This is a genomic window from Lentibacillus jeotgali, assembly GCF_000224785.1.
Lineage (GTDB): Bacteria > Bacillota > Bacilli > Bacillales > Amphibacillaceae > Lentibacillus > Lentibacillus jeotgali.
Map to the genome: position 1 here is coordinate 308,402 of NZ_AGAV01000003.1, position 13,127 is coordinate 321,528.

Below are 13,127 nucleotides of genomic sequence, written 5' to 3' on the forward strand. Positions count from 1 at the left end.
AGAACCGGCTGAATGTTGCCGATTCCTTTCTATATATTCATTAAGCTTCCTGTTTTGCTTGATTTTCTTCTTCAATAATCGCAAGTTTGCGGTCGATTTCTTCCTGGGATAAGTTGTGTTCCCGGACATACAGGTTGTCACGGCTGACCCGGCATTCATGCGTGCAGCCGCGCATATATTTATGCTCGTTTTCTTCCGAGCAGATGATTTGTTTGTTACATGACGGGTTAGCACAGTTCACATAACGCTCACAAGGTTTTCCATCAAAATAATCTCGTCCAACAACGACGTGTTCTTTTTGATTGATTGGAACTGAGATGCGCTGATCGAAGACGTAACATTTGCCATCCCAGAGTTCACCTTGTACTTCCGGGTCTTTCCCGTACGTAACGATCCCGCCATCAAGCTGACCAACGTCTCCAATACCTTCATCCATCAGCCAGCCGGAAAATTTTTCACAGCGGATGCCACCAGTGCAATAGGTCAGTACTTTTTTATCCTTCAGCTGATCTTTATTTTCGCGGATCCAGTCAGGCAGCTCGCGAAAAGCCTCAATATCCGGCCGGATCGCACCACGAAAGTGTCCGAGATCATATTCATAATCATTACGGGCATCCAGGATAACCGTTTCCTCATCCTGCATCGCCTCATAAAATTCTTTCGGCGAGAGGAACTTTGCTGTGTTTTCCATTGGGTTGATATCTTCGTCCTCAGTTAGCTTCAAGCTAACAATTTCCGGACGGTGCCGCACGTGCATTTTTTTGAAAGCATGTCGGTCGTGGTTATCAATTTTGAAGGTCATATTAGCAAAGCGCGGATCCTGATGCATGGCCTTCATATATTTTTCGGTCTGTTCGACTGTACCGGAAACTGTCCCGTTCAGTCCTTCATGTGCTATAAGAATCCGTCCCTTGAGCCCAAGCTCCTGGCAGAATTCAAGGTGCTTTTCTGAAAACAACACCGGGTCATCGATCGGAACGAATTTATAATAAAGCAGCACCTGATATTCCTGTTGATTTTCCATTTCGATACCACCTACCATTTATATTTGCAAGATACAAATGCAGTGGATAACTTATTATAATCTTGCAGAAGAATATTTTATCATGTTTTTATTTGTATTGCCAGGGTTGGCGATTCATCGGGATAATTTAAAATAAATTTATTTCCTCAACCACTTGCGTTTTGCTCCAAAAAGGAGTAAAGTAAGGATTAAGCAAATGAAATTGAAATTAGTAATACTTTACGATCTCTTTAACAAGTGGTGTAAAAGTATTTATGGTTCAATTACTTTGCACATATTTGTATAAGGAGGTCGTTTAATATGATGACTGGTACAGTAAAATGGTTCAACGCTGAAAAAGGCTTCGGTTTCATTGAGCGCGAAGAGGGAGACGATGTATTCGTTCACTTCTCAGCAATCAATGCTGAAGGTTTCAAAACGCTTGAAGATGGTCAAAACGTTGAATTCGAAATCGTTGAAGGCAACCGCGGACCACAGGCTGCTAACGTTACAGCCGTTTAATTGATTATGATCTAAAAAGGTTTATCTCATTTGTGAGGTAAACCTTTTTTTGTTTAGGAGGGATGTTGCATGCCAAAAGAGTTCGACTGGCATCACGAAGCAGAAAAGCAATGGGATGATCGTGCGGAATTCTGGAGTGCGCGGAGCATGGAAATGTGGGACTCCGGCAGCAGAAAAGATATCGTGCCGTTTATCCAAAGGCAGCTGGAACAAGACAGCAAGATTCTAGACGTCGGGTGCGGTGACGGATATGGATCGTATAAATTGCACAAGTTAGGCTATCATGTGACAGGTGTGGATATTTCCGGTGAGATGATCAGGCGTGCCAGCGAAAAAACGGAACAAGCAGCGATTTCTTTTCGGCAGGGCGATATCACCCGCCTGCCGATTGACGATAAAAGCCAGGACGCGATAATGGCGATCAATGTCCTTGAATGGACTGAAACCCCTGTAAAAGCACTGAATGAACTTGGCCGCGTTCTGAAAAAAGACGGTTTGTTTGTTGCCGGAATCCTCGGACCGACAGCGGGACCGCGGATGAATAGCTATCCCAGGCTTCATGGCGAAAACGCCATATGTAATACGGTCATGCCGTGGGAATTCCAGCAGCTTGCTCAGGAAAATGACTTAATGTATGAAGATGGGTTTGGTATATATAAAAAAGGCGTTCATGAACGTCATTATAAAGGACTGGCACTTGACCTCCAGCAGGCGCTGACATTCATGTGGGTCTTTATGATGCGAAAGGTGTGAGAAAAATATGGATAAAAGTGAATTTGAACAAAAGGTAATTGAAAGCTATCAAAAGGATGAAAAAATGATGATCCTCGTTTACGCACAGTGGTGCATCAATAACAGTCTTGATCCGGAAGCGTTATATGAGCGTGCGTATCCCGGGCAGTTGCATAATCAGGCTTTGAGAGATGCGCTTGAATTAACGGTCCCCAAGCAGGAATCGGAAGACATACCCGATCAGACGGTGCTAAACGTCCTTCAGCTATTCGGCAATAATGACCTGGCGTTTGTGGTCAGGGAGCAAATCGGTAATGAACAGAGAAAGGATAATGATAGTAACCATAAGGGAGCAGACAACTGATGGATTGGTACATAAAGTCATTTCAGGAACTGACGAATGAAGATCTATACGCAATTTTGAAACTACGGGTTGATATTTTTGTCGTGGAACAGGAATGTGCATACCCAGAACTCGATGACTATGACCAGCAGGGTATTCATTACTTTTTAAAGGACAATAATGAAATAGTCAGTAATGTCCGGATTTTACCCAGGAATACCATTTTTGAAGAGCCATCCATTGGCAGGGTTGCGGTCGCAGAAAGTTATCGAGGTCGCGGTTATGCCAGTGAGATGATGCAAAAAGCCGTTGAGCTTGTTTCCCATCAATGGGATGAGTCAATAATTAAAATTGAAGCTCAAGAACATTTAAAGTATTTTTATTCAGAGCTCGGGTTCCGGCAAGTTTCCGAACCCTACCTAGACGATGGTATTCGACATGTTGACATGATATGGAAGCGAAATTAAAGTATCATTCACTTATATCGACACATAGTATGGTTAGCGATTCATTTTATAAAATGGAGGCTGACGCTATGATTACAAATGATCAGCTTAAACAATGCAAAAACATGCTGCTGGAGCGGCAAAATACGCTAATCAGTCAGGTGCAGGATCACTTTGGAACCTCGCTTGAAATGACAAAACAATCAATGGATGAATTATCCAATTATGATAATCATCCCGGTGACACGGGAACCGAAATGTTTGAGCGCGAAAAGGATATCGCGCTGAATGAACATGCGGAAAATGAACTGCAGGATATCAATGCAGCTCTGCATGCAATTGCGGATGGCACCTATGGCATCTGTAGCGAGTGCGGGAGAGATATACCGTTTGAGCGGCTGGAGGCTATTCCAACGGCCGACCGCTGTTTTGAACACGCTGAAGATCTGGATAATCATGCTAAGGATGACCGGCCAGTTGAGGAAGGTGTTTTCAGTCCAAATATCAACCCCGATGAAATAACCGTGGAGGAACAAACGGGTTACGACGCAGAAGATGCATGGCAGGAAGTCAGCCGCTACGGTACGTCGGAAACAGCGTCGGATTTTTACGGCGATCGTGACGATTATGATGAAATGTATCCGAACAGTGATGAGAATGTCGGGAGTGTCACGGATGAGGAAAGCTTTCTGGCAGCTGACCAGGACGGGAATTTCACTGGTGTTACACCAAATCATAATAAATACGAGGAATAGTTTGATCTGTTCAGGGTGTGAAACCATATGATCTCCGTGTTCGTATAGCATCATAAGGAGATGATATAAATGGAAGAGAACCGCGGATGTATTAAATGTGGCAGCACAGACGCAGAGCAGAAAGATGTATCCATGACCGGGACAGGCCTATCCAAAATGTTTGATGTGCAAAGTAATCAATTTACCGTTGTTTCGTGCAAAAACTGCGGGTACTCGGAATTCTACAATAAGAAGAGCTCATCCGGAAGCAACATTTTTGATTTCTTTTTTGGCTAAAACTCTTCCCTCATAAAGGCTAGAAACCTTGGCGATAAGCTAAGGTTTCTAGCCTTAAATACTTTGTCCAAGCCTCTCATTAACATGCCGCTTTAATACCCGCCAAACATCGTATCCATCATGCTCCCAAGAATTGAACTCAGGAACGCCTGTGAGAAAAAGGCAAATGCCATGATGACGATTATGTATAGGCCCAACAGTACATAAACTCGGTCAAACCCTTCTGATGGCTGTTCCAGTAAGATGAATGTAGGAGCTAATAATAATAATCCCAGAATACTTACCGGGATAAGGATCCCAGCGAGTGCTGACAGTCCGATGAATGAAAAAATCAGGCCAGCGGCATATAAAAGCAGGAACGGAATTAAATAAGCACCGTATTTGGCTATAATGCCACGGAAGGTGACAGCCTGAACAGCCAGTTTCGCGCCGGCAAATGTCAGCCCTGCGATTAGGATCTGCAGTAATATAAAGGTGATTAATGGCAAGACAAAACTGTCAAACAGTGAAACATTGCTAAAAAAACCTGCAGGGATGGCAGTGAGTACAAAATGATAGCTCACCGACAACAATAAAGAAAATATCAGAATAGTTATAATGCCTGAGATCGTGTCTGAGTGATTTGCCTTTTTTGCTTCACTTGGATTTTTCATGAGCGTGATAAAAAAGTGTCCAAAATTGATGGCATCGCTTTTTAATTTTTCTGTGAATTCATTAGAGGAATCTGACGTTTCACTGTCTTGTTCAGAATCATTATTCACTATAACGTTACTGTCTTCCTGATGTGGAATGGTTTCCTCAGTATCTTCTTGTTCCGAAACCAGCTGGGCACCGCAATTGGTGCAGAATTTACCTTCCTCCGAATACTGACCGCACGAAGGACACTGCATAACATCACTTCCTTTTCAATTTCTTAATTAAAGTATAATGGCTTTTGTTAAAATCTGAAAGAGTATCGCTTCTATTACCCGTTATATTCGGCCTAAACCAGACAAAAAACCTGCTACTAATAATAGCAGGTTTTTTGCAGGGGGGGAGTTATTTCTGCTCAATCTCTAACCGGCAACAAGCTCCTTACTTCAAGGTTTTTAAGCAGGGGGCACAGCTGCCAGTAAGTTCATTAACAATCTATGGGGCGAGACCCTGCTGAGAAGCAGCATAATTTACTGTTGGGATTCGCGCTCTACCAGTTCAAGGGATACGGTCTGTTTTTCGCCGTCCCGATAAATTTCAAGTTCGACTGATTCGCCGATTTCTGCTTCTTTATATAGATACTCACGCAAATCTACCAGTGAGGCGATCTCATTGCCATTAATCTTCGTTATCACATCAAACTGCTGCAGGTTCGCATTGTCTGCAGGTGATCCTGTTTCAACCTGTGCAACAACCATACCGCCTTCTACATCTTCAGGAAGCTGCACCTGATCACGATATTGTTGCGGAACCTGGTTAACGGATGCTGTACTGATGCCGATGTATGGACGGGCGACTGATTCATCATTTTCAAGCTGCTTCATGATTGGCAGCGCCGTGTCGATCGGAATGGCAAATCCAATGCCTTCAACGGCAGTCTGGGCGATTTTCATCGAGTTGATGCCAATGACTTTACCGTCGGAGTTGACTAGCGCACCGCCGCTATTTCCGGGGTTAATGGCTGCGTCGGTCTGAATGACTTCTGTTACCCAGTCGGGCTGTCTATCACCGTTAGTATCCATACTGACGGAACGGTCCAGACCGCTGACAATTCCTTTCGTCAGCGTATTAGCAAATTCCATTCCAAGTGGGTTTCCAATCGCAATGACTGATTCACCGACTTTTAAATCGCTGGAAGACCCAAGATTGGCGACGGTATCTACTTTAGAGCCATCAACTTTCAGGACAGCAAGATCACTCAGCTCATCCGTTCCCATCACTTCTGCATTGATATGTTCTTTATCATTAAGAACTACTTGGACTTCTTGAGCGCCATCGACGACATGGTGGTTTGTAACCACATAGGCGCTGCCGTTCTCTTTTTTATAAATAATACCTGATCCTGTTCCGGATTTCTCGCTTTGTTCCCAGATGCTCTGCTGGTTCATTCGGGTGACGCCGACTACTGCCTTGGATGCCTCATCCATGGTTGAAGCGACATTAGCACTGTCTGAAGCAATCGTTTCTGTTACTTCAGGCGTTTCGGATGATTGGTTATTTTCGCTCGATCCATCATCAGAGCTGGTATTGTTGTCAATGTTTGGTATAATATTCGTTGTAAATAACAGGACGACGATAATAGCTGATATCAATCCGCCGGCGAGCCCGCTCAGTAAATTGCCGGATTTTTTTCGCTTTGGTTTCCCGGTCTTGCTCGTTTTTGTATTCTGCCGGGCTGTTTGAGCAATACCACTGTTCGTTTCCGGTTCTGTACTCTCTGCCGTTTCTTGCTCGAAATACTCTCGGTTATCATCGTTCATATTTTCATTATCACGATAGTTATTATTGTAATGCATGAATATCTCACCTCTTTGCGTTATGATGATTACAAGTTTCATTATAGCCATAACATTTGGTACTATTTTGGTAAGAATATGGCAAAAATGTGTAATTTCAGTCATGGTATTCCCGTTTCTAAGCTCAGCCAATCATATAAATCAATTGATGGAGGAAACATTTATGACCAATCATATTGGTGTCGTGGAAGATGATACGAATATCCAAAATATTGTCTCGGCGTATTTAAAAAAAGAAGGCTTTGATATAACCGTTATGGAATCTGCTGAAAAGGCATGGGAGCTTTGGGAGACACAGCCGCCGAATATGTGGGTACTGGATATTATGCTGCCTGGAATGGATGGTTATGAATTTTGTAAAAAAATTCGGCAGGAAAGTGATGTACCGATTATTATTATTTCCGCAAAAGACGATGAAGTGGACAAGATTGTTGGACTCGAATTGGGCGGAGATGACTACTTAACCAAACCATTCAGCCCCAGGGAGCTCATAGCCCGTGTTAAGCGTGTGCTCAAGCGTAGTCAGCCGACAACACATGATGATCACTCACCTCAGCACAAAATTAAAGCAGGTGAACTATTAATTCATGAAAATGACCGGCGAATTTTTTGGCACGGGGAGGAAGAAGATATCACAACAAAGGAGTTTGATATGCTCCTGCTGCTAGCCAAAAATATTAACAGAGCATTTTCCCGGGAGGAACTTCTCATCAAAATCTGGGGCGAAGACTATTTTGGCAGTGACCGTGCTGTTGACGATCTTGTTAAACGGCTTCGTAAAAAATTGACCGATATTCCACTGGAGACAGTATGGGGATATGGATATCGGCTGCGCGATGAAGAGGAATAACGATGAAACTTCAATCCCAATTAAATATAGCATTTATTTCCCTTTTGCTGGTGATTCTGGCTGTAACGGGGTATGTCATTTATTCGATGATTCTTGGAATGCTCATAAACACTGAAAAAACGGAATTGCAACAAAAGGGTGAATTGCTTGTTGATGTGTTGAATGAACAATACCAGTCACAGGGAGGCATTCAGGATTTTGGCGGCTTTTTGCAGGATCAGAACCTTCAGCTGTTTCTGTATGATCGCAGCCGGGATCAGGTGTTGATGTCAACGATGCCGCAGCAGTATGTCAGAGGATTTTCAGCCAATAATTATTTTGCGGAAACTCAAGAGGATTTATGGGAAGCGGGGGACAGTAAATTTGTCACCTCACGAATTTTGATTTATCCGGAACAGACTGAGCTGGAACTGGTTTTGCTGACGCCGTTAACTGATCTGCAGTCAGTGCAGCAGGATTTCTTCAGACGGATGATGCTCGTCTTCTTCATTGGAATTCTGGCAGCAGTTCCAATAAGTTATCTGCTGACAAATAAATTGGTGACGCCGTTGACTAAATTAAAAAAACAACTGAAAAAAATTGAAAAACGGCAATTTGATCAAATAGAACGCGTGAAGGCAACGGGTGAAATTAAAGAGGTTGAACAAAGTGTATATGATATGGCGACAGAGCTTAACCGGTATATGAAATCACAGCAGGCGTTTTTCCAGAATGCCAGTCATGAACTAAAAACACCGCTCATGACGATCCAAGGCTATGCGGAGGGAATTCGTGATAATGTTTTTGGGGAGGAAGATAAGGAAAAAGGTCTGGAGATGATGGTTACAGAAGTTAATCGTCTAAAAACAATTATTAACGAAATGATTTTGCTTGCCAAACTGGATAGTGAACAGACGGAATACCAGTCCGAGCGGATTGATGCTTCCGAGCTGGTTAGCCAGGTGCTGGACCGGGCATTCCCGCTGGTCCGCGAAAAGGGACTCGAGCTGAACCATACCGTGGATAAGAATAGTGTCTTTTTCGCCGATCAGGACAAGCTGCTGCGTGCCTTATTAAATATTACCGTCAATGCTGTCAGACATGCCAAATCACGTGTGGCGATCACCGTGGAAAATAAGACGATTATGATTGAAGATGATGGGGATGGTGTATCAGAGGATCTTATTCCGCATATATTCCATCGGTTCGTAAAAGGTAAGACTGGTGAGACCGGGCTGGGACTGGCCATCGCCCGGGCGATTGTCGAGCAATCAGGCGGGAAGATTATGGTGAGAGATTCCACGCTTGGCGGCGCTAAGTTTATGATTGTTTTTCAAGAGTGAACTTCTATGTTACAATTGTATGGTTTGAGCCATCCTTAACGAATAGAGGAGCGTACGTTTATGCAATTAAGAGAAGATATCCGCAACATAGCAATTATCGCCCATGTTGACCATGGCAAGACAACACTTGTTGATCAAATGCTGAAGTATTCGGGTACATTCCGGGAAAATGAACAGGTGGATGACCGCGCCATGGACACGAACGATATTGAGCGTGAACGCGGAATAACAATTTTGTCGAAAAACACGGCAATTAAATATAATGACACTGCAATTAATATTCTCGATACACCGGGCCACGCCGACTTTGGCGGTGAAGTGGAGCGTATCATGAAAATGGTCGACGGTGTTCTGCTTGTAGTTGATGCTTATGAGGGCTGTATGCCGCAAACACGATTTGTATTGAAAAAAGCGCTGGACCAGAAGCTGACACCGATTGTTGTGTTAAATAAAATCGACCGTCCCAATGCTCGTCCGAATGCCGTGATTGATGAAGTTCTGGATTTATTTATTGAGCTGGGTGCAGATGATGAACAGCTCGAATTTCCGGTCATCTATGCCTCCGCATTGAACGGAACTTCAGGCGAGGAGCCTGATGAACAGACGGAAACAATGGATCCGGTGTTCACAACGATATTGGATCACATTCCTGCACCGCCGGACACATCAGATGACCCATTGCAGTTCCAGATCACCCTTTTGGATTATAATGATTATTTGGGCCGAATTGGTGTCGGACGTGTTGTTCGCGGCCGAATCAGTGTCGGACAGCAGGTTGTTGTTCTAAAAAAAGACGGCTCGCAAAAATCGTTCCGCATCAGTAAATTATTTGGATTTATCGGTCTGAAACGCGTTGAAATCCAGGAGGCAAAAGCCGGTGATATCGTGGCAATTGCCGGTATGGATGATATTAATGTAGGCGAAACAATCTGCCCGCAAGATCACCCTGAAGGGCTGCCATGGCTCCGCATTGACGAGCCAACACTGCAGATGACCTTTTTGACAAATAACAGTCCTTTTGCCGGACGTGAAGGCAGCTATATCACATCAAGACAGATTGAAGAGCGTTTAATGAAACAGCTCGAAACTGACGTCAGTCTGCGTGTCGAGCCAACCGATTCACCTGATGCCTGGACCGTTTCAGGACGCGGTGAACTGCATCTTTCAATTTTAATTGAAAACATGCGGCGTGAAGGCTTTGAATTGCAATTATCCAAGCCGCAAGTTATCATTAAAGAAATTGATGGTGTTAAATGTGAACCGGTTGAACATGTGCAAATCGATGTTCCGGAAGATTATACTGGCCCGGTCATGGAATCACTTGGCGAACGCAAAGGTGAAATGATCGATATGGTCAACCAGGGGAATGGCCAGGTACGTATTGAATTTAAAGTACCTTCACGCGGTATGATTGGTTATGCAACAGAGTTCATGTCATTGACACGGGGCTATGGCATCCTGAACCATACCTTTGATTCATATGAGCCGCTTACAAAAGGTCAAGTTGGCGGAAGACGTGAGGGTGTGCTTGTTTCTCTGGAAAACGGAAAAGCATCGACTTACGGCATTATGCAGCTTGAAGACCGGGGGATGATTTTTGTGGAGCCGGGAACCGAGGTTTATGCCGGTATGATTGTTGGAGAGCACAGCCGTGAAAATGATTTAACTGTCAATATCACCAAAGAAAAACACCTGACAAACGTCCGGTCTTCAACTAAAGACCAGACAGCAACCATCAGAAAAACACGTGATATGTCCCTTGAAGAAGCGATTCAATACTTGAACAATGATGAATATTGCGAAGTGACTCCGGAAACAGTCCGGCTTCGTAAAAAGATATTAAACCATAGTGAACGTGAAAAAGCAGCTAAAAAAGCAAAATTAGGCTGATAAAAGGAACCGGCAATGGCAGTTAATGCTGTTGCCGGGTTTTTTTGCTGCGATTGTTGCCCGGATATCGTCAGATGAGCGTGGATATCAACAGAAGGCAGAAAATATCGACAGAAGAGAGCGGGTATCAACAGAAGGCAGAAAATATCGACAGAAGAGAGCGGGTATCAACAGAAGGCAGAAAGTATCGACAGAAGAGAGCGGGTATCAACAGAAGGCAGAAAATATCGACAGAAGAAAGCGAATATCAACAGAAGAGGCAAAATATTAGCAGAACAAGAGAATTATCACCAGAAGAACAGCAATAGCTTCAGAAATGACTCTCTAATTAATACTGACAGACGCGGTAATCCTGCTGACACTGTATATCCAGTGAAAATTATTTTAAAGGTAAAAACTGCTTTGCATCGATTTGCAAAGCAGTTTTTTATTGGCTTTCCATGCCGCTGATTCAAGAAGCAGAACATCAAAATGTGTAAGCCCTTGCATAACATGGCTATACAAGTTATACTAAATATTGAATTTGTATAGACAAGTTGTAATTTTTATGTCATATCAGGGAGGTAAATCCTGTGTCAACTGAAGAAATAATCATCTATTCACCGGTCAGCGGTGAAGTTAGGCAATTGAAGGAAGTGCCCGATCCGACATTTTCACAAAAAATGATGGGTGATGGGCTGGCAGTTGAACCGAGTGAAGGAAAAGTTGTGGCACCGATAAACGGTGAGGTGGTGCAACTATTTCCGACAAAGCACGCTGTCGGAATACAGGGTGACTCGGGAATTGAAATCCTTATCCATATTGGTCTCGATACAGTCAATATGGACGGTGAGGGATTTGAGGCTTCCGTCGGCCAGGGTGATTATGTAAAAGCCGGGGATACACTGATTACATTTGATAAAAACCTTGTTCTAGAAAAGGCACAAGGTGCTGTAACACCGGTTATCATCACCAATGGAAACGAAGTGGAAACCCTAGAGAAGACGGGCGACAATACCGTTGAAGCTGGTTCATCCGTACTGCTTAAAGCGTCCATGAAAGGTGAGCAGGAACCAGATACACCGGCTGTATCAGCAGGAGAATACCGAAACGAAGCAAAGGATATTGTTGCTGCATTGGGCGGTGAGGATAATATCAGTGTTGCAACCCATTGCGTGACAAGGCTGCGTTTTGCATTAAACGATCAGGATCAAGTTGATGATAACAGACTGGAAAATATGGATATTGTCAAGGGCTCATTTTTGGCAAACGGACAATTTCAGGTTGTCATTGGACAGGGAACTGTTGATAAAGTATATGCAGCAATGGTCAACGAAACAGGTATAGGTGAAGCTACCAAAGAGGATGTCAAAGCGGCCATTGGTAAAAAGCAAAATTGGCTTCAGCGCGGGATCAAGGTGCTCGCGGATATCTTCATTCCGATACTGCCCGCTATCGTAACAGCCGGTCTTTTGATGGGTATTAATAACATACTCGCAAATCCGGGTATTTTCTACGATGAGCAGTCGGTTATCGAAGTGCATCAGCAGTGGGCCGGTGTTGCCGATATGATTAATGTCATCGCCAATACTGCTTTCACATTTTTACCGGCGTTAATTGGTTGGTCTGCGGTGAAGAGGTTTGGCGGAAATGAGCTGCTGGGTGTTGTGCTTGGCCTGATTATGGTTCACCCGGACTTATTGAATGCCTGGTCATACGGTGACGCATTGAAAGAGGGGGAAATCCCGACTTGGAATCTGTTCGGCTGGGAAATTGACAAGATAGGTTATCAGGGGCAAGTGCTCCCTGTATTATTCGCGTCATGGATTATGGCAAAAATTGAATTGTTCCTGAAAAAACGTGTAATGGATTCACTGCAGCTGCTGGTCGTGGCACCAGTTGCACTTCTATTGGCCGGATTTTTGACATTTATTATTATTGGTCCGATCACCTTCACAATTGGAACGTGGATTACAGATGGTCTTGTTGCACTGTTTGATCAATTCGCCATTTTGGGCGGACTGGTTTACGGAGCAATTTATGGACCGCTCGTTATCACCGGTATGCACCATACATTCCTTGCAGTGGATCTGCAGCTTATAGGAAGTACAGGTTCGACATTCCTGTGGCCGATTCTCGCATTATCAAACATTGCACAAGGTTCGGCCGCATTTGCAATGATGGTTGCTGCAAAAGATGAGAAATTAAAAGGTTTATCGGGAACGTCAGGGCTCTCGGCTTATCTAGGAATAACGGAACCGGCTATGTTTGGTGTAAACTTAAGGTATAAATTCCCATTCATTGCTGCAGTGATTGGTTCGTCCATTGCTGGCGCCTACATTACCATGGAGAACGTGCGGGCATCTTCAGTTGGTATCGGCGGTGTCCCCGGCATACTCTCCATTATACCAGAGGGCTGGCTTGCCTTTGGAATCGGTATAGCAATCGTCATTGTTGTGCCATTTGTGATCACGTATTTAATGGCTTTTCGCAAACTTGATAAATAATTCAACGAGAGGT

The 13,127-nt window shown here is 43.9% G+C and carries 14 protein-coding genes; 11 read left to right on the forward strand and 3 right to left on the reverse strand.

Going from position 1 to position 13,127, the window contains the following annotated elements; translation table 11 throughout:
* Window positions 1-40: 40 nt before the first annotated feature.
* The gene (trhO, locus tag ON01_RS02095; protein WP_010529358.1) at window positions 41-1,024 is read right to left on the reverse strand and encodes an oxygen-dependent tRNA uridine(34) hydroxylase TrhO; all 984 of its coding nucleotides are present in this window, start codon (window positions 1,022-1,024) and stop codon (window positions 41-43) included.
* A gap of 300 nt (window positions 1,025-1,324) precedes the next feature.
* Between trhO and ON01_RS02100 the strand changes: the two genes are divergently transcribed.
* The 6 genes from ON01_RS02100 (at window position 1,325) to ON01_RS02125 (ending at window position 4,077) form a co-directional block, all read left to right on the forward strand.
* On the forward strand, window positions 1,325-1,525 hold the full coding sequence (locus tag ON01_RS02100) for a cold shock domain-containing protein (protein WP_010529359.1): 201 nt from the start codon (window positions 1,325-1,327) through the stop codon (window positions 1,523-1,525).
* Between the two features lie 69 nt (window positions 1,526-1,594).
* Window positions 1,595-2,278, forward strand: a complete 684-nt coding sequence (locus ON01_RS02105; RefSeq protein ID WP_010529360.1) for a class I SAM-dependent methyltransferase — start codon at window positions 1,595-1,597, stop codon at window positions 2,276-2,278.
* 7 nt (window positions 2,279-2,285) lie between these two features.
* Window positions 2,286-2,621: a hypothetical protein gene (locus tag ON01_RS02110; protein ID WP_010529361.1), complete on the forward strand. Its 336-nt coding sequence runs from the start codon at window positions 2,286-2,288 to the stop codon at window positions 2,619-2,621.
* A complete protein-coding gene (locus ON01_RS02115) occupies window positions 2,621-3,067 on the forward strand; it encodes a GNAT family N-acetyltransferase (RefSeq protein WP_010529362.1) in 447 nt (148 codons plus the stop codon). The genes ON01_RS02110 and ON01_RS02115 overlap by 1 nt, the downstream gene beginning before the upstream one ends.
* 68 nt (window positions 3,068-3,135) lie before the next feature.
* Window positions 3,136-3,801: a TraR/DksA C4-type zinc finger protein gene (locus ON01_RS02120; protein ID WP_010529363.1), complete on the forward strand. Its 666-nt coding sequence runs from the start codon at window positions 3,136-3,138 to the stop codon at window positions 3,799-3,801.
* Window positions 3,802-3,870: 69 nt separating this feature from the next.
* A complete protein-coding gene (locus ON01_RS02125; protein ID WP_010529364.1) occupies window positions 3,871-4,077 on the forward strand; it encodes a zinc ribbon domain-containing protein in 207 nt (68 codons plus the stop codon).
* A gap of 92 nt (window positions 4,078-4,169) precedes the next feature.
* Here ON01_RS02125 and ON01_RS02130 read toward each other — a convergent pair whose 3' ends face one another.
* Together ON01_RS02130 and ON01_RS02135 are read right to left on the reverse strand one after the other, a co-directional pair.
* Window positions 4,170-4,967 carry a zinc ribbon domain-containing protein gene (locus ON01_RS02130; protein ID WP_010529365.1) on the reverse strand — a complete coding sequence of 266 codons (798 nt, stop codon included), beginning with the start codon at window positions 4,965-4,967 and terminating at the stop codon, window positions 4,170-4,172.
* Window positions 4,968-5,240: 273 nt separating this feature from the next.
* Window positions 5,241-6,566, reverse strand: a complete 1,326-nt coding sequence (locus ON01_RS02135; protein ID WP_010529366.1) for a S1C family serine protease — start codon at window positions 6,564-6,566, stop codon at window positions 5,241-5,243.
* Window positions 6,567-6,729: 163 nt separating this feature from the next.
* Here ON01_RS02135 and ON01_RS02140 point away from each other — a divergent pair, with 163 nt between their 5' ends.
* From ON01_RS02140 to treP, 5 genes are all read left to right on the forward strand, one after another.
* Complete coding sequence (locus ON01_RS02140) at window positions 6,730-7,416, forward strand: response regulator transcription factor (protein ID WP_010529367.1); 687 nt, start codon at window positions 6,730-6,732, stop codon at window positions 7,414-7,416.
* Between the two features lie 2 nt (window positions 7,417-7,418).
* Entirely contained in the window at window positions 7,419-8,738 is a 1,320-nt protein-coding gene (locus ON01_RS02145) for a sensor histidine kinase (protein WP_010529368.1), read from the forward strand.
* A 60-nt stretch (window positions 8,739-8,798) separates the two neighbouring features.
* Window positions 8,799-10,628 carry a translational GTPase TypA gene (gene typA, locus ON01_RS02150; RefSeq protein WP_010529369.1) on the forward strand — a complete coding sequence of 610 codons (1,830 nt, stop codon included), beginning with the start codon at window positions 8,799-8,801 and terminating at the stop codon, window positions 10,626-10,628.
* Window positions 10,629-10,659: 31 nt separating this feature from the next.
* A complete protein-coding gene (locus tag ON01_RS02155) occupies window positions 10,660-10,899 on the forward strand; it encodes a hypothetical protein (protein ID WP_138919707.1) in 240 nt (79 codons plus the stop codon).
* Between the two features lie 301 nt (window positions 10,900-11,200).
* Window positions 11,201-13,114 carry a PTS system trehalose-specific EIIBC component gene (gene treP, locus ON01_RS02160; RefSeq protein WP_010529371.1) on the forward strand — a complete coding sequence of 638 codons (1,914 nt, stop codon included), beginning with the start codon at window positions 11,201-11,203 and terminating at the stop codon, window positions 13,112-13,114.
* Window positions 13,115-13,127 lie beyond the last annotated feature (13 nt).